A 21828-nucleotide genomic window follows, 5' to 3' on the forward strand; every position below is an offset into this window, starting at 1 on the left:
CATGTTAGATAAAACTTGGTATAGCCGAAGTATTAATCTTATAAGTTTTTTGTTACTTCCTATATCCTTTATTTTTTCAAAAATTGCTCAAAGACGCAAAATTAAGCAACTCCTTGAACAATATAAGTCACATATTCCAGTTATAATAGTTGGTAATATATCTGTGGGCGGTACTGGAAAAACCCCAGTAGTCCGCAAGTTAGCAGAGCAGTATTTAGCTCAGGGTAAAAAAGTAGCGATTATAAGTCGTGGTTATGGTGCGAAGTCAGAAAATTATCCTTTTGTCGTTAGTGTAAATACTAAGCCTAGTGAATGCGGTGATGAACCTGCAATGCTTTATGATGCTTTGAGAGGAAAAGTTCCGATAGTTATTGGACCCAAAAGAGTAGAGTCTGTAAAGTTGATAGAAAAAAAATACCCAGATACTGATGTGATAATATCTGATGATGGCTTGCAGCATTATAAGCTTGGTAGAGATTATGAGTGTTGTGTGGTTGACGCAACAAGGATGTTTGGCAACCAGCTCTGTATACCCGCTGGACCGCTTAGAGAGCCTGTTGAGAGATTAAGTCAAGTAGATCAAGTCGTTGTGATTGGCGAATTAGAAGGCTCAGATAAGGATTTTCTAAAATCTTATAATCAAAAAATAACTCAAACAAAAATTAAATCACTTGAGTTTGTAAACTTACTTTCAAAAGAGACTTTAGCTATTGATAACTTTTATGGTAAGTCAGTTACAGCCGTGGCTGGTATAGGTAATCCGGATAAGTTTTTTACTAGTCTTGATGGCTTAGGTATAAATATTCATCATGAAAAAACTTTTAAAGATCATCACAAGTACGAGGAAAAAGATTTCTCAGACATAGAGGTTGATGATAGGGTAATAATGACCTACAAAGACGCTATTAAATGTAAAGATTTCGCTAATGATAATTGGTGGTATTTAGATATTGACTTAGATGTCTCAAATCTTCTGAATTGTGAATAATATCAAAGTAGTTCTTATAATATTTTTTGCTGCAATGGGTGGCATGATATATGGGTATGATTTCGGCATAATCAATGGAGCTTTGCTTTTCATAAAAGAAGATATTCCAATGAATAGTTCTCAACTATCGCTGTTAGGCGGAGCTGTTTTCTTTGGTAGCGCATTTGCTATTTTGATAGCAGGTATGGCGGCAGATATTTTAGGCAGGAAAAAAGCTATAATTTTCACAAGTGTGCTATTTATCTTTTCACTCTTGTTAGTTGGTTTTATAGACAGCTATATTGAGATTTTATTTTCAAGGCTTTTGCAAGGAGTAGCAGTAGGTCTTATATCTGTGGTAGTTCCTTTGTACTTATCTGAGACGATGTCAAAGTCAGTTCGAGGTCGCGCACTTACAGCTTTTCAGTTATTTCTTACTTTTGGGATATTATTAGCCAATTATGTTGGCGTTTACTATGCTTCTGAGAGTGATTGGAGAGCTATGTTTTTACTTGGAATAATTCCAGGACTAGTGATATTTTTCGGAGCATTTGTTTTAGTGGAGTCACCTGTTTGGTTAGCTAAAAGAAATGGTATTACTGAAGCTAATAAAGTTTATGCCCAATTAAATTTAGAAAATGATCAAGGTTTGGGAGATGATTCTAAGTTTAAGAAAAAATATAGTAAGCACTTGATTATTGTGGCTATGATAGTGATTTTCTTTCAGCTAACAGGGATTAATAGTATTTTAGAATATTCATCTTTAATATTTAAAAATACTGGTGCAGGGTCTAATCAACTTGCGGTATTAAGCAGTAGCATTATGAGTACTTGCTTGTTCGGTGGTTCAATCGTTGCATTTTTTATCGCGGATAGACTTGAGAGAAAGGTTGTAATTTATCTTACAAACATTGCTATGGCTTTAGTGCTTGTGATGATAGGAGTATTATTTTTATTAGTACCGGATTCGCAAATAAAAGCATATATACTTTTAGGGTTGTTAATACTCTACATTTTATCTTTTGCGGTTGGGATTGGGTCTTACAACTGGGTAATAATCCCTGAGTTAATACCTACAAGCATTAGAAGCTTTGGACTACCATTAATGCTGTTTTTAAATAGTATTATATCTTTTGCTACAACATCAATCTTTCTGCCGGTTATTGATATTATCGGTTATGCTAATATCTTTTTTCTTTGCAGTTTTTTTACTTTTGGATTTAGTTATTTTATATATCGTTTTATGCCTAGGACTACGGGGAAAAGCTTGCAAGAGATTGAGAATGCAATCACAACCGGGAAATATTAATCACGACATATAGTTGTAGTGTTACTAACTGATGTTACACACCAAATATATTTTGAGTGTTATAAGTTGTGTTGAAGAGCGAGGCAACAAGGTGTAGGAGCTACTAGTAGCTTCAAATCTTGGTAACGACGCTATTTGATGCAAATTAAATAATCCTAAAGGACAAAAAGCTAAAATATCATCTGACTGTGTTAGAACTTTATTACCATAGCTACTGCTATGGTAATAAAAACCTGCCTTGCATCTAACACTTTATCTTCTTGCTCAAATTTATGTTTGGTGCGTAATATCAGTTACTAATTGACTATGATTTTTTGCTATATTGCTGTGTATATATTACTATTACACTAGCTTTAAATTTCTTTTAAAAACTTCATGAAAAATATCGTACTAGTTGATGGGTCATCTTACCTTTTTCGAGCATATCACGCTTTACCATTTCTTACTAACAAGCAGGGCGAGCCGACAGGTGCAATTTTAGGTGTAATTAATATGCTTAAAAAATTACCAACAAAATATAACACCGAGCATGTTGCAGTTATCTTTGATGCAAAGGGTAAAAGTTTTCGTAATGATATCTATTCAGAATACAAAGCAAATCGTAAATCTATGGATGATGAGCTGAGGGTTCAAATTAAGCCGTTACATGAGATTATCAAAAAGATGGGTTTTCCACTGATAGTTGTAGACGGTGTCGAGGCCGACGATGTAATCGGTACACTTGCAAAAGATCTTGAGAAAGAGGATTATCGTGTAGTTATCTCTACAGGTGATAAAGATATGGCTCAACTTGTAGATGAAAAAGTAGTACTTTTTGATTCTATGAAGAATGTCACTACAGATGTCGATGGTGTAGTAGAAAAGTATGGTGTTCGCCCTGATCAGATAATTGACTACTTAGCTCTTATGGGAGATAAGTCTGATAATATCCCCGGTGTACCAAGTGTAGGCCCAAAGACTGCTGTTAAATGGCTAAACCTATACGAAAATATCGAAGGTGTAATAGCTAATCAAGATAAAGTAAAAGGTAAGGTTGGCGAGAAATTGCGCGATAATATTGAGCAGTTAAAGGTATCGTATACACTTGCTACTATTAAGTGTGATTTAGAGCTAGGGTTATCTTTAGCTGATTTGAAATGCAAAAAATCAGATGATGAATTCCTAGCTAAAACATTTGCACACTATGGTTTTAATACACTTTTAAAAGGGCTTGGAACTACAGCTCCTGTTGCAACTAGTAATAATGAGAGTACACCTGCAAGTATTGAGATAGTTCACCCAACAAGTAATGTAACAGTTGATTATAAAACTGTTTTGACTATGGAAGAGCTTGAGAGTTTAGTTGTAGAGTTAAATAGTGCCGAGAGTTTTGCATTTGATACAGAAACTGATTCGTTAGATACCTCAGAGGCAAATTTGGTTGGCTTATCGTTCTGCACAAAAGAGGGCTTAGCATACTACATTCCCGTTCAGCATCGTTACCTTGGTGTACCACAACAGCTTGAGTTAGATGTGGTTATCAATGCGTTAAAACCTGTATTTGCAAATATAAAAAATGCGAAAGTCGCTCATAACTTTAAGTTTGATGAAAAAGTACTTTCAAAATATGGTATTGAAATTCGTGGAGATATTCATGATACGATGATTATGGCGTATGTGCTGAAAAGTAATGGTAAGCACAGTATGGATGCAGTATCGAAAGAATATCTAGGTGTTGAGCCAATCCCATATACCGAAATAGCTGGCACAGGTAGAAAGCAACAAACACTAGATCAAATTGAAATAGAAGTAGTTTCAAAATACGCTGCTGAAGATGCGGATATTACATTTAGATTATTTAATTATCTAGGCGAGCTTTTAGCTAAAGAAAAGATTTTAGATAAACTTTATCGTGAAGTTGAGATGCCGTTAGCTTTAATTTTGAATGATATGGAAAAGCTTGGTGTCAAGATTGATGCTAATAAGCTTAGAAATCAAAGTGCTGAATTAGAGCAGAAAATAGCAGATTTACAATCAAAGTGTTTTGAGTTGTGTGGCGAAGAGTTTAATCTTTCATCACCTGTGCAATTACGCGAGGTGCTGTTTGAGAAAATGGGTTTACCAGCAATTAAAAAGACGGCAAAAGGTCAAGCTTCAACATCTGAAGAGGTTTTGGTGCAACTAGCAGAGGAGTATGAGGTTGCTGCATTGATCATGGAATATCGTCATCTATCAAAGTTAAAAAATACTTACATAGATAAGCTACCAAACATTTTAGATGAAAATTCACGCGCACATACTTCATATAATCAAACAGGTACAGTGACAGGTAGACTATCTTCATCAGAACCAAACTTGCAGAATATCCCTATAAAAAGTGCAGAAGGTCGTAAGATTAGGGAAGCATTTATCGCAGAAGATGGTTTTGTGATAATGGCAGCTGATTACTCTCAAGTAGAGTTACGCATAATGGCACATCTTTCAAAAGATGCTAACCTTGTAAAAGCTTTTAATGATGGGCTAGATATCCACAGTGCAACGGCTGCAGAAGTTTTGGGTGTGGCATTGGATGAGGTCACAAGTGAGCAACGCCGTAGAGCAAAAGCGATAAACTTTGGTTTGATATATGGCATGAGTGCCTTTGGCCTTGCTAAGCAACTTGAAATTCCAAGAGGCGAGGCTCAAGAGTACATCAATGTGTATTTTGACCGTTATCCAAGTGTCAAAGAGTATATGACTACTGCAAAAGAGGTATGTAAAGAAAAAGGTTTTGTTGAAACCATACTGGGTAGAAGACTTTATTTGCCTGAGATAAATGCTAAAAATGGTATCCAAAGAGCAGCAGCTGAGCGAGCAGCAATCAATGCCCCAATGCAAGGCACAGCTGCAGATATTATCAAAAAAGCGATGATAAGTGTAAATGCTACCATAGCTGAAAAGTATTCTGATACTGTAAAAATGGCAATGCAAGTCCATGATGAATTAGTTTTTGAAGTGGCAAAAGACAAGCTTGAAGAAGTATCTGTTGAAATCAAGAAAATTATGGAAGAAGCTGTAGAGCTAAGTGTGCCACTAGAAGTAAATGTCGATAGTGGTGAAAACTGGGATCAAGCACATTAATAATTCCTGAAATTCGGGGTCTAATAGCGATCTCATGAGGGTGGTTTTTTTATATTTTTCACACGCTAGAAAAGATACCCGTTTGTACGAGTATTGCTAAAAACTGTTGATTTATCATCGAAAAGTCTTAAATCAATAGCACTTGATGAAAGAATAGTACAGTTTTATCTATGTTTTAGTCAGTTATCTTTTTAATATCAAACCTATACTGTATAATGTAGTCAGTTTATTTTGATTAAAACAAAGGCAATTCTATGCTTTTAGTAATGGATGTGGGGAATTCTCATATACATATAGGTGTTTTTGAGGGCGATAATATAGTCTCTCAAATCAGATACGCAACTTCATCTGTAGATTCAACTTCAGATCAGATGGGAGTTTTTTTAAGGCAAGCTCTTCGTGAAAATTCTGTAGATTTAGCGAAAATAGAGGGGTGTGCAATTTCTTCTGTAGTTCCACATCTAAATTATTCTTTAGGTTCAGCAGTTATTAAGTATTTTGATATTAAGCCTTTTTTTATTAGTATGGATACTACTGCTTTAGATATGTCTTCAGTTGAGGCTCATCAGGTTGGTGCTGATAGAATTGCTAGTTGTATAGGTGCTATTGCAGAATACCCAAATAAAAATTTGCTTATAATAGATCTAGGGACAGCAACAACATTTGATGTAGTGACTAAGGATAAAAAATATCTTAGCGGTTCGATTATGCCAGGGGTTAAGCTTTCATTGAATGCTTTGTGTAGTGGTGCATCTCAACTATCATCAATAACTATTGTTAAACCAGAGGTTGCCATTGGTTACGATACAAAAACAAATATCCGTTCAGGTTTGTATTATGGCCATCTTGGTGCCTTAAAAGAGATAAAAAAGAGAAGTATAGAAGAGTTTGATGGTAATGATGTGTATACAGTTGCCACAGGTGGGTTTACGGGGCTTTTCAAAGATGAAGGAATATTTGATGAGATATCTCCTGATCTTATTCTAAGAGGTATTAGAATAGCCTTTTTACAAAATAAAAAATAATTGAGGTTTTAGTTTTTATGTTAAAAAAGAAAAAAGTTGTAATCTTACTTTTTGATTCATTTGGGATTGGTGAAGCTCCAGATGCTGCTGACTTTGGTGACGAAGGTTTTGATACGCTTGGTCATATTGTAGAATATTTTGAAGCTAATGGTAAAAAAATAACTCTTCCTAACCTTTCAAGAAAAGGGTTGAAGCAAGCAGCTGAGTATAACAGGTGTAAGGCTCTATCTACAGATATTTCAGGTGGTAGTGATACTATTGAAAATGCTAAGTATGGATACTGTGCTGAGCTAAGTAAGGGTAAAGATACTCCAAGTGGACACTGGGAGCTTGCAGGTGTGCCAGTGTTGTTTGATTGGTACTATTTCACTAAAAAAGAAAATCAAAGTTGTTTTGATGAGGCATTTATTGATGAGTGGGTCAAAAGATGCGATCTTAAAGATGGTTTTATTGATGCTGGCCATGCTTCTGGAACACAAGTGCTTATAGATTATGGCTGTGAAAGTTGTATGACAAAAAAACCAATAGTTTATACTTCTGGCGACAGTGTATTTCAAATTGCTGCTCATGAAGATTACTTTGGTTTAGATAACCTTCTTAAGATTTGTAAGATAGCTAGAGAGCTTCTTGATGAAATGAATATGATGGTTGGTCGAGTTATAGCAAGACCGTTTGTCGGCGAGTCAACAGATGAGTATGCTCGTACGGGTAATCGCAGAGACTTATCTATATTACCTCCTGCAGAAACTCTACTACAGAAACTTGTGAAAGCAGGCGGAAATGTGGTTTCTATTGGTAAAATTGCAGATATTTATGCTAACCAAGGTATTACAAAGGCTGTGAAAGCAACAGGCCTTGAGGATCTTTTTGATAAGACTATACAGGAGTATCAAAATGCAGATACTGATAGCCTTATATTTACAAACTTTGTTGATTTAGACTCAAGTTTTGGTCATAGAAGAGACCCTAAAGGGTATGGTAAAGCACTAGAATATTTAGATAGTCGCATCCCTGATTTAGATAAACATTTAGATGAGGATACTATCGTGATTTTAGCAGCAGACCATGGTTGTGATCCAACTGCACCTGGTACTGACCACACACGTGAATGCGTACCATTCTTATTGTGGGGTAAAAATATTGAATCAGAATTTATTGGCCCAAGAGATACATTTGCAGATATAGGTCAAACTATTGCTGAGTTTATGGGTGTTGAAAAGCTAGATTATGGTAAGTCTGTACTATAGGAATCAGTATGATAACTAAACAAAAAATCGTTTCGCTAATGGATTTAACTCAATTAGGCGAAAATGATACAAATGAAGATATTATAAATCTATGCTCTAAGGCAAAAAACTCTCTTGGAGAGGTTGCTGCAATTTGTGTCTTCAAAGAATTTATTCCTGTTGTTAAAAAGCAACTAGGACAAGATTTTAAGGTAGCTACTGTAGTAAATTTTCCAAACGGAGACTCTTCATTAGCAGAAGTCATTTCAGAAGCAAAAGAAGCTCTTGAGCTTGGGGCTGATGAGATTGATGTGGTGATTGATTATAATCAGTATATTAAAACTGGCGAAAGCTCAAACTCATGCGAGATTGTAAATTCTGTTAAAGAGCTATGTGGTGATAAGGTACTAAAGGTGATTATAGAGTCTGGAGAATTAAACTCAAATCATCTAATAGAAAAAGCAAGTGTTGATGCAATTGCAAATGGTGCGAATTTCATAAAGACTTCTACAGGAAAAACTCCAGTAGGTGCAACGCTTGGAGCAGCTAAAACAATGCTGGAAACTATTTCTAATAATGGTGCGGGAGTTGGTTTTAAAGCTTCTGGGGGGATTAGGAATTATGAGCAAGCTATTGCATACATAAACTTAGCTGATACTATACTCAACAGTAATTATGTTAACGCAAATAAATTTAGGTTTGGTGTTAGCGGATTGTTAGATAATTTACTCAAACAAACACAAGAAGATACAAATGGCTACTAAACTCTTATTTTTTGTATTAAGTCTACTGGTTATATATATATTAGCATTTGCATGGAGTAGTAATAGAAAGCTAATTCGCTACAAATATTTAGTGATAATTGTCGTGGTACAGCTTATTCTAGCGAAATTTATGCTAAGTACCTCTGTAGGTGTCCAAATTATAGATACCGTAAACAAAGCGTTTGGAGTGCTTTTGTCAAGTGCACATGTTGGAGTTTCATTTGTATTTGGTGGTTTAGCAGATTCAAAAGACTTTATATTTTTCTTTAATGCTGCGATGCCAATAGTTGTGATGTCTGCCGTGATAGGTGTTTTGCAACACTTCAAAATTCTTCCTTATATAGTTGTGGGGATTGGTAGTGTATTGTCAAAATTTACAGGTATGGGTAAGTTAGAGTCATTTAATGCGGTAAGTTCACTAAGTGTTGGTCAGTCAGAAAACTTTTTGTATTATAAGAAAATCTTGCAATATTTGCCTTCAAATGTTCTTTATACTATGGCTGCTACAGCGATGTCTACTGTTTCGATAGGGACAGCTGCTGCATATATGACAATTATAAATCCGACTTATGTATGTGTCGCAATTGTACTAAATATGTTTGGTACATTTTTTGTGTTAAATATCATAAACCCTTATGAGAAAACTAAAGAAACAAGCTATAAATTTCTTAATGATCAGGTTGAAGAAGAAAATAAGCAGAAATTCTTTGAAATGCTTTCAGAGTATATTATTGACGGATTTAAAGTTGCAATCGTCGTTTGTGTAATGATTATCGGTTTTATTGCATTTTTAAACCTAGCAGATGATATTTTTACCACAATTTGTGGAGTAAGTCTGCGAGCGATTATAGGCTATATTTTATATCCTTTAGCATGGCTTCTAAATATAAACGGTAGCGAGATACATTTAGCAAGTCAGATAATGGGTACAAAAATAGTTACTAATGAATTTGTAGCTATGGAAATGTTATCTCAGCATACAAAATCTTTTTCTGCTCATTCAGAAGCAGTTATTTCAGTGTTTTTAGTATCATTTGCGAACTTTAGTTCTATCGGTATTATAATAGGTGCGATACAGGCTTTAAGTAAAGAAGCATCTGTAAAAGTTGCTAAGTTTAGCTTGAAGATTTTATACGGAGCAATACTTGTAAGCTTTTTATCAGCAAGTGTTGTGGGGTTTGTGATATAGAGTTATGATTTTATCTAAAATCTTATATTTTTTGTTAGGACTTGTCGTTGTTTTTGTAATGGCTTTTCTTTGGAGTTCTGATAGGAAAAATATAAAGTATAAAACTCTAGCTATTATTTTAGTTATTCAGCTAGTACTAGCAGTGATTATGCTTGATTCAAGTTTGGGTGTCACTATTGTTGACCATGTTTCTAATGGCTTTAATAATCTACTTGAGTATGCTCATGTAGGTACAGCATTTATCTTTGGTGATTTGGCAAATTCTCAAAAAAATGGTTTTGTATTTTTCTTTAATGTTGGGATGTCTATAGTTTTAATCTCAGCGATAATAGGAATTCTACAATACTTTAAAATTCTGCCAGTAATTATAAAATCTATAGGATTTATTTTGTCGAAAATAACTGGCATGGGTAGACTTGAATCTTTCAATGCAGTTAGTTCTTTGATGGTTGGCCAGCAAGAAAATTTCTTAGTCTATAAAAAAATAATTGGCCATTTACCTTCAAATGTTTTGTATACAATGGCAGCTACGGCAATGTCTTCCATATCTCTAGCAGCAATAGCTATCTATATATCTATTATTGAGCCAAGACTTGTATGTGTTGCTGTTGTGATAAATATGTTTGGTATATTTTTTGTACTAAATATTATCAACCCTTATGAAAAAACTAATGACCTAATGTATTCAAAACTTCATGATAATTATGAAAATACAAAGCAAAGCTTTTTTGAAGTGCTGTCAGAATATATACTAGATGGTTTCAAGGTCGCAGTTATAATCTGTGCAATGCTTATAGGTTTTGTGGCTCTTTTGGCAATGATAGATGGAATCTTTACTGCGGTATTAGGTATAAGTTTTAGAGAGATTTTAGGATATTTGCTTTATCCATTTGCTTGGATTTTAAATATTCATGGCAATGAAACATATATTGCTGGCCAAATAATGGGTACAAAGATAGTCGCAAATGAACTAGTTGCGATGCAAATGTTAAAAGATCAGTCGGCAAATCTTTCTGCACATACGCAGGCAGTTATTTCGGTGTTTTTAGTTTCTTTTGCTAGTTTAAGTTCAATTGGTATAATTATTGGAGCAGTTCAAGCTTTAAGTAAAGAGGCAGCTATTAAGGTTGCTAAGTTTGGTTTGAAAATAGTTTATGGTGCTTTGTTAGTAAGCTTTTTATCTGCAAATATCGTGGGATTAATCATATAGGGTTGTATATGCTAGTTACAAAAATACTTTATTTAATTTTAGGTGTTGCAGTTGTTTTTCTCTTAGCGTTTGTGTGGAGTAGTGATCGTAAAAACATCAAATATAGATACCTTTTTATTATACTAGGCTTACAGCTTATTCTTGGATATTTTATCTTACAGTCTACAGCTGGAATTAAGTTTGTAAGTGTTTTATCTAGTGGTTTTGAGCGTATATTGCAACACTCTCATGAAGGTGCTGAGTTTGTGTTTGGTAATCTTGCAAATATGGATAAATATGGCTTTGTATTTTTCTTTAATGTGGGGCTTTCGATAGTTCTAATCTCCGCAATAATTGGAACTTTACAGCATTTTAAGATACTTCCTTTTATTGTTAAGTATGTTGGCTTAATACTCAGTAAAATTACAGGCATGGGTAAAATGGAAGCCTTCAATGCTGTTAGCTCTATTACAGTTGGGCAACAAGAGAACTTTTTAGTTTATAGGAATTTACTTGATCATTTACCATCAAATGTTTTGTATACTCTAGCAGCTACAGCTATGTCGACAGTATCTCTTGCGATTGCTGGCTCATATATGGCAATAATAGATCCTAAATATGTTTGTGTTGCTATAGTGTTAAACATGATAGGTACTTTTTTTGTTTTACATATTATTAATCCTTATGATAACTCAGAAGACTTTGATTTTGATAAGCTTCAAAAAGATTATGAAACTAAAAAAGCTAGTTTTTTTGAAATGCTAGCAAACTATATGTTTGATGGCTTCAAGATAGCTGTTATTGTTTCAGCTGTATTGATAGGTTATATAGCATTATTAGATCTAATAAATGTGATTTTTTCACATGTCATCGGCATTACGTTTACTCAAATTATAGGGTATGTATTTTATCCTTTGGCATGGGTTTTAAATATTCGTGGTAATGAGGTGATGCTTTCAAGCCAGATAATGGGTACGAAGATTGTTACTAATGAATTTGTGGCAATGCAAGATTTAGCAAAGCATTCTTCAGAAATCTCTGAGCATACCAAAGCTGTTATATCAGTCTTTTTGGTATCTTTTGCAAACTTTAGTTCTATCGGAGTGATAATAGGTGCAGTGCAAGCATTGAGCAAAGATGCTTCTGTTAAAATTGCAAAATTTGGTATCAAGATACTTTATGGAGCAGCGTTAGTAAGTTTGCTTTCTGCATCTGTGGTTGGGTTTATTGTTTAAGGTGAGTTATGAAAGCTAAATTTATAGTAGTAGAAGGCTTAGATGGTGCAGGTAAAAGTACCGCTATAAGCTTTATTAAAAAATTTTTAGAGCAAAAAAACATCAACGCAATATATACTCGTGAACCCGGAGGTACAAGGGTTGCAGAAGATATTCGTAATTTAGCATTACAAAATAATGATGATGAAATAGTCCACTCAGATACGGAGCTTCTACTAATGTATGCAAGTAGAGTTCAGCATATACATAGCCTTATAAAACCAAACCTTAATAATGGTGCTACAGTCGTTTCAGATAGGTTTTATTGGTCTAGCATGGCGTATCAGGGTGGTGGAAGAGGGCTTGGGTTTACTAAGCTTAATGCACTTAATAATAATTTTATAAAAGATTGTGAGCCGGATTTGATCATTTATTTAGATGTTGAGCCGATAATTGGTTTGCAGAGAGCTAAAAAGGTTGGTGATCCAGATAGGATTGAGCAGGCAGGTTTGGAGTTTTTCCATCGTGCTCGTAAGACTTTTAAAGATCTTGTGGCAAAGACAGGTAATGCTTATGAGATAGATTCATCTTTACCATTGCTAGAGATAGAAAAGCAGATTTGTGATTTACTAGCTGAAGTTACGCATTAAATATATTTTGAGTGGTATAACATTGCACTGAAAAGCAGGAGAGCAAGGTGTAGGAGTTACTAGTAAGCCCCAAGTCTATCACTAAAACAATATTTTTGGTTTTCTAAATTCAATATTTTTAGTAAACTCTTTTATCAAATAGATATCTTTAATTATTTACTCATAAAATTATGAACGAACTTCTACAACAAATAGCAAAACGAAGAACTTTTGCAATCATCTCGCATCCGGATGCTGGTAAAACTACCATCACTGAAAAAATGCTTTTATTTGGAAATGCTATCAAGACAGCAGGTACCGTAAAAGCTAAAAAAAGTGGCGTCCATGCGACATCTGACTGGATGCAAATGGAGAAAGATAGAGGTATCTCAATTACCACTTCTGTAATGCAATTTCCTTATAATGATCGTGTTGTAAACCTACTAGATACTCCAGGGCATGAGGATTTCTCAGAGGATACTTACCGCACACTTACCGCAGTTGACTCTGCTTTGATGGTTGTAGATGCTGTAAAGGGTGTCGAGGATAGAACTATTAAACTTATGAATGTGTGTAGGTTGCGTGATACACCTATCCTTACATTTATGAATAAATTTGACCGAGATACTCGTGATCCACTTGAGCTTCTTGATGAGGTTGAAGATATCATGAAAATCAAATGTGCTCCGATGAACTGGCCTATAGGTATGGGTAAATTTTTTAAAGGCGTATATGACCTTTATAATGATGAGGTTACACTTTTTGAGACAGGGCATGGGCATGAGATTCATCCATTTAAGAAGATAAAAGGTCTAGTAAATGCAAAAAATGAAATTGGTGCAGATCTTTATGATGATCTTGAGATGGAAATTGAGCTTGTAAAAGGTGCTAGTAATGAGTTTGACCAACAAGAATTTCTTGATGGAAAATTAACACCAGTTTATTTTGGTACAGCCCTTAGTAACTTCGGTGTAAAAGAGATGATGGATGGCTTTACAGATATTGCTCCGGCACCACAAGGTCGTGAGGCAAATCAACGCGATGTGCTCGCAGGCGAAGAAAAATTAACGGGTTTTGTATTTAAAATCCAAGCGAATATGGATGATAAGCACCGTGATAGAATAGCATTTTTTAGAATCTGCTCAGGTAAATACCATCGTGGTATGAAAATTTACCATGAAAGAACAGGCAAGCTAATGCAAATCTCAAAAGCTCTTACATTTATGGCAGGCGAAAGAGAGCAAGTAGAAGAGGGCTATGCTGGTGATATTATTGGTCTACATAATCACGGTAGTATCCAAATTGGTGATAGCTTTACTCAAGGCGAAAAACTTAAATTTAAAGGTATACCAAACTTTGCTCCAGAGATTTACAAGCGAGTCAAACTGAATGATCCTCTTAAAATGAAAGCTCTTCAGAAAGGTCTGGTTCAGTTATCAGAAGAAGGTGCTACGCAAGTGTTTAAACCAATGATTTCAAATGATCTCGTGCTTGGTGCGGTAGGTGTACTTCAGTTTGATGTAGTAGCACAACGCTTAGCTAGTGAGTACAATGTAAAATGCTCGTACGAAGGTGTGAATGTGGTTCAAGCTCGTTGGGTCTTCTGTGATGATGAGAAAAAACTTAATGATTTTAAGAAAAAATATGAAGTTAACTTATCTTATGATGGTGCTGGGTACTTGACTTATCTTGCTCCGACAGGTGTGAACTTACAGTTAGCACAAGACAAAAATCCAGATATAATCTTTAGTTCTACTCGTGAGCATTAAATAAAATCATCTAGTTTCTATACACTAAAATATGCTATAATTTTTGAGTCTTTATTTAAAGTATATTATAGGGTTTTCTAGATGTTAAAGAATATCAGCAAAATTTTGATAGCGGGTTCAGCTATAGTTGCGTTACAGCCATTATATTCAATGGAAATATACACTGTTAAAAGCGGCGATTATTTATATAAGATTGCCAAATCACACACTGTAAATGGTATAAGTACTGGTGAGTTAACAGATTCTATTAAAGGTATCAATAAGTCTGAGGTTCCAGGGATTGTTGATAATCGCATAAAGATTGGAGATAAGCTTGCTATTCCAACAACAAAAGATGAAGTTGAAGATGGACTTACTTTAGTTCGTAATGAGATGGTCCAAGGGACATATAATGCTAGTAATGTTTCACAGACACCTAAAGTTATTGGCAATAATAATTTTTCAACAACAGACTCATCAAATCTTGGTGACCAAGCTATGGTTCCTAATCAGTCAGCTGCGACACAAAATACTCAAACAACATCATCACAAAATACTGTTCCAAACATGATGCCAAATGATGATGCTAAAGTTGTTACATATGGTAGTGACTTAGATAGTAAAATCAATAATCAAGATATTCAAGAGACTCAGTCGAATGATGGTAGTGAGTCAAGCTCTATTTTTAGTAAGTTAGCTAAATTTATTTTTGTGATTATTATTTTGTTCGGGTTATTTATATTTGGTAAAAGGTTTTGGGATAGCAGAAACTCAAAAAAAGAACAAGAGTTAGAGGTTCTTTCCAAGAAAAGAAGAGATCATCTGATGTCTAGAATTTCTCCAGTAGTATCTGATAGCGATTTTTATAAAGCTGATGATAGTCATCAAGGTCCTCAAGAAGCTTTTGATTTCTCTGCCCCATTAGATGGAAGTAGGCATAGTAAAGTTGCTGCTGAAAATATCAAGGATAAAGATTTAGATGAAAAAGTTAATCTAGAAAGTGATATCAATGATCTTATTAATACTAGTGAAAATAAAACTAACGAAACAGTAGAGTTAGTAAGTACAGGTGATAAACCAGAGGATGATAATAGTGCAGAAGAAAGTATTACTGCTCCTCAAAATGCTAAAAGCACAGCTATTAAAACATCAAAAGGTATGGTTTTTGAAACAGCTAGTGATGATAGCTTTAAAAAAACAGATGATTTAGTAGAAGAAATTGATTCTGAGATATATGAAGAAGATGAGATGAGATATGTTGAAGAGTTGGTCGAGCAATATCTTGATGGCGAAAAATATATGGAAGCGAGTATTACGGTTCAAGACTCATTAGAAAAAAGTCCAAACAATATAAATCTTCGTTTTATGTTGCTTGAAGTTTATGCTCGAGCAGGGGATGAAATAGCTTTTGATGGAGAAGTTCATCTTATTAAATCTAAAAATATTGTTAGTATGTTTGATCCACTCCATCAGAAGATTGCAAAACTTAAAGATAAATATTTTGAATAATCTTTACTGGAATTAATATGTTTTTTAAGAAGAAAAAAGAGTCTGTAGAAGTACAGCAACCATCTAACGAGAGTCAAAAAAAAGGCCTTTTTTCTAGACTACAGTCAGGCCTTTCTAAAACTGCAGGTAAGTTTGGTAGCGGTTTAAATACCATTTTAATGGGACAAAAAATCGTTGATGAAGAGCTTTTAGAAGAAATAGAAATGCAACTTCTTACAGCTGATATCGGTGTTGAAGCAACAGATGAAATAGTTAATCATCTTCGTGATAAAGTAGCTAGAAATGAGCTGCAAACTGTTGATAAACTTAATGATATTATCAAAGCAAAGCTTACTGAGATTTTAAAACCAAGTGAGAAGCCTTTAGAGATTAACTCTCAAAATACTCCTCATGTAATACTTGTAGTTGGTGTTAATGGTGTAGGTAAAACGACAACTATTGGTAAACTTACCAAAAAGTTACAGCTTCAAGGTAAATCTGTGATGCTAGCAGCAGGAGATACTTTTAGAGCTGCAGCTGTTGAGCAGCTTCGCGAATGGGGTGACCGCAACAATACTCAGGTTGTTTATCAACATGAAGGTGCTGATAGTGCTTCAGTTATTTATGATGCAATAAGTTCAGCTAAGTCAAAAGGTGTTGATGTGGTAATAGCAGACACCGCAGGTAGGCTACACAACAAAGATAACTTAATGCAAGAACTTAAGAAAGTCATTAAAGTTATTAATAAGATTGATGATTCAGCACCTCATGAAGTTATGCTAGTGCTAGATGCTACAACAGGGGGTAATGCACTTTCCCAAGCGGAAGCTTTTAATGATTTAGTCAATTTAACAGGTATAACAATTACCAAACTTGATGGTACAGCAAAAGGAGGGGTAGTATTCTCTATTGCTAAAAAAATGGGCTTGCCAATAAGGTTTATTGGTGTTGGTGAGAAAATTGATGATTTACAGGTGTTTAAAGCAAATGATTTTACTGATGCTTTATTTGCAAATAAGTTGAATTAAAAAAAGACTGTAGTCAATGAAACTCAAAACTCTTTTTTCTATTATACTTTTGTTACTGAGTATAGATATTTCTTACTCAAAAATAGAGTATTCAAATGATAGTAAAACAATTATTGAGAAAACCGATATTATTATGTCAAATCTAGCTCCTTTGGCAGACTATATTGCAGATGATGAGAATGATGAGGTAATAGGTGGGCAACAGCTTTATGAGTTTCGAGAGCAAGCGCTAAAAGGTTTTAATCAGCTAATAGCACTTGAGAATAAAGTGGATAAAGAAATAGCATTACGAAAAGGACAGCTAAAAACATACGCTCCTTTAATCAAACATGGACAAGAATTTACCAATAAAGTCGTTAGAGATAGATATGATTTTATTAAATCAAAGCTCTATAAGTTAGAAGAAGCTAAAGCTTATATCGTCGATTCAAAGCAAATTATAGATATAGGATTAAGTGAAGTTACGCAAATGCGAATACAATCGCGTAATAAGGGTATATTAAGGAGAGATAACTTTCTTGGCTATACAAGTGCTTGGCAAAAAGGCATTAATGAAATAAAGCAAAATATAGAAAAGCATAACAAGTTTATACCATTTTTTTTATCGGCGATATTTGCTGTTATAGTGTATAACATTTGTGTATATTTATTTGCAATTAATATGCGTTTTGTTGAAGGTAGATTAAACACTTATAAAGATCGTAAACTAATCAATAAAATAAACATATTTTTGCGAATTTTCTGGTGCACATTTGTAGCATCTTTAATTACTATTGGAATTCTTAAGTTTGTAATTGTAGAGTTTGGTTGGGTTGAAAGAAATCATATAATTTTTATATATTTGGTCATTCAAAATATTATATTTATTCTACTTAAGATACTTGGGGTCAATATGAGGCGTGTAACAGTATTTTGGTTACAGCTTTATGTGTTTATACTTTTATGTTTATTATCAATACATGGGGTAGATTATTTTTCCGTTTCTGCTGCATATAACCCTGTCTATGGAGCTCAAGGAAATACGGTTATATCATTTATATTTAGTTTACTTTTAGTTTTTGTGGCAATAAAAGTTGTGCAAAAAATGCGTAGTTCATATTCAATAACTAAAGGTTTAAGTGTTTATAAGAATGCTGTGAGATTTATTATATTTATTTTAGCAGTTGCTTATTTAAGTTTATCTTTTATTGGTTCAGATAATCTAATAGCTGGTGTAATCATTAGTATACTTAGAATAATGTTTGTTTTTGTGGTTTTTTATTCATTGTATAGTGTTTTAACTATAATGATTTATATGTTCCTAGCAAAACTACAAGAAACATCTAATTATAGTGAGCTTGTAATTAAGAAAGTCCGTGATTCGAAGAATGAGAGTATTTTTGAGTATTGGACAAGAACAATTATCAAAATGATTTTTATTATCGTAGGTATTATTTTAGTTCTTCTTGAGATAGGCATACCTTATCATCAAATTGCAGATAATGTTTATAAGGCTTATTACTATGGTTTTAATATTGCAGGTGAGAAACATTTTGCGATATTAAATATTTTAGAATCTATTCTTATACTTGTAGTATGTTTAGTTATTTCAAGAGTTATTCAAAGCATATCTAATAAGCATATTTTACCTTATATAAATATTGATGATGGTACACACAAGGCCATAAATACAGCAATAGGTTATTTAGGCATATTTATTTCTTTGGTAATATTTATATACTCGTTTGGAATAAGTGGTACATCACTAGCATTTATAGTAAGTGGTTTATCTGTTGGTTTTGGTTTTGCATTACAGGATCTTATCAAAAACTTTTTTGCAGGACTTATGCTTTTGGTTGAAAGACCTGTCAAAATAGGTGATTGGATAAATGTAGATAGTGAGCTTGGAGAAGTAAAAAAAATCAGCCTTAGATCAACACATGTAGAAACTTTCGATCGTAAAACACTTATTATTCCAAATAGTTTATTTATGAGTGATGTGATTTCAAATGAAACCTTTAACCCAATAAGTCGAATCGTTTTAAAAGTTAAAGTTGCATACAATAGCGCCCCTAGAGCAGTATCACAGGTGCTCTATGATGTTGCAAAAAATCATGATAGGGTGCTTAAAGATATAGAACCATTTGTTGTTTTTGAAGATTATGGTGATTATAGTCTTAATTTCACTCTGAGAGCATTTTGCTATAAAGTCCAGCAGCTAGCTATAGAGAGTGACTTGAGAGCAAGGGTTTTTGAAAAGTTAAAAGAGAATAATATAGAAGTTCCTATAGAAGTATCGAAAGTAGTACTTGAAAATAATGAAGTAAAAAACTAGAGATTAAATGCAACAAGTATAAGCAAAGTAATTAAGTTTTACTAAAAATATAAGGGGAAGCATGAAGAGAAGTTTATTTCTACTATTGATTCAGCTGTTTTCTTCGATATCATTTTTTCTTGCTACAATTGTAGTTGCTAGATATCTTGGACCAGAAGATTTCGGAGATTTCTCAGCGGCATATAGTGTGGCAGTTGTCGCTTATATAGTATGTTTACTTGGTGCTGATATGACTGCAATAAATGTTATAGCGACAGCAGTTAAAGCTAGAGAAAATGGTGTTATTAAAGCATTTGTGATTTATGTATTTACTGTGGTAGCACTTTTAAGCATTATATATTATATGATAGCTTTTATTGGATATTTAGTTGCAAAAGATATTTTATACTTCAAAGATGATCATCCAGTTTTTGTTGCTGTATTATTTATACCATTTATGGCACTTACTTTTTTCTTTTATAGAGTTATTATCTCTTTTTCAATGCCAGTTTTTGCTAATATTCTCTTTAAAGCTTTAATACATTTTTCAATGTTACTTTTAGCGTCCTTGATGTTTTATGATGAGTTTTTTAGAGATTCACATATAGCAGTTGTTCTGTTTATGATTCCATGGATATTGTCTCTTTGTATTATGGCTTTGTTTCTCTTTAAGAGAATGAAAATATTTGTTTGTAACCCTGAAAAAATTGATTATGCAGGGTGGCTTAGTTCTGGCCTTTCAGGACTACCTTATACTCTAGCTCTACTCACAATACCTTATTTGTCAATTATTGGAGCAGAAGTGTTTCTTAATAATGAAGAGAGTGTCGGTATTTTTGCTACAGTGATAGCTCTTTCACAACTAATAGCAACAAACTTTTCTGCATGTATACAATCGGTCGATCTAGAGCCAATAGCTGAAGCACTTTACGATAAAAAATATATAATAATCAGACGAATTTTTAATAGAAATACACTTAATATAACCTTGTTAAGTCTTATTCTTATAGAGATAACTTTACTTTATGGCGCTGATATACTATCAGTATATGGTAAGGAATATGTTGTTGATGAAGGTATTTTGCTGATGTTTATTATCACTCAGTGCGTGATTTTGATGGGGTGTTTAGCAGCACCTACTCTTATTTATATGGGGAAAAATAAGTTTGTAGCATCTACCTCTTTACTACTTATTATCTTGCTTATAGCATTTATCAGTCTTTTGGGTTATATTTACCAGGAAATAGGAATTGCCTTTGCAGTATTATTGTCTGTAAGTTTTGTGTTTTTAGTACAAATATTGTACGCATATAAGCTCACACTTGATGGTTGCAAAGTTAATAAGACATATTTTTAAAAATAAATAGTAATTTTATTCGAGGTGCAAATGAAAAGAAGTCTATTATTATTTTTGATTCAGTTGTTAGCTTCGGTATCATTTTTTTTGGCAACAATCATAGTTGCTAGATACCTAGGTTCTGAAAAGTTTGGTGATTTCTCAGCAGCATATAGTGTTGCTAGTGTTGCATATATAGTTTGTCTGCTTGGAGCAGATATTACGGCTATAAATGTGATTGCTATTGCCGTTAAAGCTAAAGAAAATGGTGTAGTAAAAGCCTTTTTTGTGTATGTGTTTAGTGTTGTTGGGTTACTAACAATTTTTTACTACATCATAGCATTTATTGGCTATTGGATTTCTAAGGATATTTTATTATTTAAAAATCCTCATCCAGTATTTATTGCAGTGATATTTATACCTTTTATGGCGCTTTCCTTCTTTTTTTATCGGGTGCTTATTGGGTTTTCAAAACCGGTGTTAGCAAATGTCATTTATAAGATCATAATAAACTTTTCGATGCTATTTCTAGCAGCTTTAATGTTTTTTGATGAAAGCTTTAGGAACTCGTATGCTGCGGTAGTTTTATTTATGGTGCCATGGGTCATTGCATTTGTAGTTATGTTTTATTTGTTGTTTAAGAGAATGAGACTATTTTTTACAAAGACAGAGGAAATTGAGTATACAAAGTGGTTAAGTTCAGGATTGTCTGGGCTTCCTTATACATTAGCTTTATTTACAGTTCCTTATCTGGCGATTATAGGTGCTGAGGTTTTCTTAGCAAATGAAGGAAGTGTAGGAGTGTTTGCAACATCAGCATCATTTTCTCAGCTAATAGCAAATATCTTTTTAGCATGCATACAGTCTATAGCCTTAACACCTATAGCTATAGCTATAAATGATAATGATTTGTTTAAAATTAGAGATGTATTTAATAAGAATCTTGCTGCAATGAGTATCGCGAGTTTTATTATAGTGTTGCTTACAATTGTATTTGGAAGAGATGTATTATTCTTATATGGCAAAGATTATATAGTCGGTGAAAATATATTGCTTATATTTATGGTAATGCAATGTGTAATAATGTCGGGGTGTTTGGCTGCACCTACTCTTATATACATGAAGAAAAATAAGTTTGTAGTATCTAGTTCATTACTACTTATGATACTGCTTGTGATTGCAGTTAGTATCTTTGGTTATATTTATCAAGAGACGGGAATTGCATTGGCTGTACTTTTAAGCGTAACAATAGTATTTGTGGCACAGTCTTGTTATGCGTATAAACTTACTTTTGAAAGCTCAGAATAGTGAATTATTTTCTGTT

General features: G+C 33.6%; 16 protein-coding genes. All 16 read left to right on the forward strand.

Annotated features, from left to right (window positions below; genetic code table 11):
* The first annotated feature begins 1 nt into the window (after position 1).
* The 16 genes from lpxK to FLM55_RS07075 all read left to right on the forward strand — a co-directional run bounded on the left by lpxK (position 2) and on the right by FLM55_RS07075 (position 21812).
* Complete coding sequence (gene lpxK / locus FLM55_RS07000; RefSeq protein WP_178948628.1) at positions 2-988, forward strand: tetraacyldisaccharide 4'-kinase; 987 nt, start codon at positions 2-4, stop codon at positions 986-988.
* Positions 981-2276, forward strand: coding sequence for an MFS transporter (locus FLM55_RS07005; RefSeq protein ID WP_178948629.1), 1296 nt, complete (start codon positions 981-983; stop codon positions 2274-2276). The genes lpxK and FLM55_RS07005 overlap by 8 nt, the downstream gene beginning before the upstream one ends.
* A gap of 375 nt (positions 2277-2651) precedes the next feature.
* Complete coding sequence (polA, locus tag FLM55_RS07010) at positions 2652-5375, forward strand: DNA polymerase I (protein WP_178948630.1); 2724 nt, start codon at positions 2652-2654, stop codon at positions 5373-5375.
* Between the two features lie 254 nt (positions 5376-5629).
* A complete protein-coding gene (locus FLM55_RS07015) occupies positions 5630-6400 on the forward strand; it encodes a type III pantothenate kinase (RefSeq protein ID WP_178948631.1) in 771 nt (256 codons plus the stop codon).
* A 17-nt stretch (positions 6401-6417) separates the two neighbouring features.
* On the forward strand, positions 6418-7647 hold the full coding sequence (locus FLM55_RS07020; RefSeq protein WP_178948632.1) for a phosphopentomutase: 1230 nt from the start codon (positions 6418-6420) through the stop codon (positions 7645-7647).
* An 8-nt stretch (positions 7648-7655) separates the two neighbouring features.
* Positions 7656-8390, forward strand: coding sequence for a deoxyribose-phosphate aldolase (gene deoC / locus FLM55_RS07025; protein ID WP_178948633.1), 735 nt, complete (start codon positions 7656-7658; stop codon positions 8388-8390).
* Complete coding sequence (locus FLM55_RS07030) at positions 8380-9579, forward strand: NupC/NupG family nucleoside CNT transporter (RefSeq protein ID WP_178948634.1); 1200 nt, start codon at positions 8380-8382, stop codon at positions 9577-9579. The genes deoC and FLM55_RS07030 overlap by 11 nt, the downstream gene beginning before the upstream one ends.
* A 7-nt stretch (positions 9580-9586) precedes the next feature.
* Complete coding sequence (locus FLM55_RS07035; RefSeq protein WP_306293448.1) at positions 9587-10789, forward strand: NupC/NupG family nucleoside CNT transporter; 1203 nt, start codon at positions 9587-9589, stop codon at positions 10787-10789.
* Between the two features lie 8 nt (positions 10790-10797).
* Positions 10798-12003, forward strand: a complete 1206-nt coding sequence (locus FLM55_RS07040) for a NupC/NupG family nucleoside CNT transporter (protein ID WP_178948636.1) — start codon at positions 10798-10800, stop codon at positions 12001-12003.
* Between the two features lie 8 nt (positions 12004-12011).
* Positions 12012-12632: a dTMP kinase gene (gene tmk, locus FLM55_RS07045; protein WP_178948637.1), complete on the forward strand. Its 621-nt coding sequence runs from the start codon at positions 12012-12014 to the stop codon at positions 12630-12632.
* Between the two features lie 170 nt (positions 12633-12802).
* Positions 12803-14380, forward strand: coding sequence for a peptide chain release factor 3 (locus FLM55_RS07050; RefSeq protein WP_178948638.1), 1578 nt, complete (start codon positions 12803-12805; stop codon positions 14378-14380).
* An 81-nt stretch (positions 14381-14461) separates the two neighbouring features.
* On the forward strand, positions 14462-15868 hold the full coding sequence (locus FLM55_RS07055) for a LysM peptidoglycan-binding domain-containing protein (RefSeq protein ID WP_178948639.1): 1407 nt from the start codon (positions 14462-14464) through the stop codon (positions 15866-15868).
* A 17-nt stretch (positions 15869-15885) separates the two neighbouring features.
* The gene (ftsY, locus tag FLM55_RS07060; protein ID WP_178948640.1) at positions 15886-16875 is read left to right on the forward strand and encodes a signal recognition particle-docking protein FtsY; all 990 of its coding nucleotides are present in this window, start codon (positions 15886-15888) and stop codon (positions 16873-16875) included.
* Between the two features lie 16 nt (positions 16876-16891).
* Positions 16892-19189, forward strand: coding sequence for a mechanosensitive ion channel family protein (locus FLM55_RS07065; protein ID WP_178948641.1), 2298 nt, complete (start codon positions 16892-16894; stop codon positions 19187-19189).
* Positions 19190-19250: 61 nt separating this feature from the next.
* A complete protein-coding gene (locus tag FLM55_RS07070) occupies positions 19251-20525 on the forward strand; it encodes a hypothetical protein (protein ID WP_178948642.1) in 1275 nt (424 codons plus the stop codon).
* A gap of 30 nt (positions 20526-20555) precedes the next feature.
* The gene (locus tag FLM55_RS07075; RefSeq protein ID WP_178948643.1) at positions 20556-21812 is read left to right on the forward strand and encodes a hypothetical protein; all 1257 of its coding nucleotides are present in this window, start codon (positions 20556-20558) and stop codon (positions 21810-21812) included.
* Positions 21813-21828: the final 16 nt, after the last annotated feature.

The organism is Francisella sp. Scap27 (assembly GCF_013394105.1).
GTDB classification, from domain to species: domain Bacteria; phylum Pseudomonadota; class Gammaproteobacteria; order Francisellales; family Francisellaceae; genus Francisella; species Francisella adeliensis.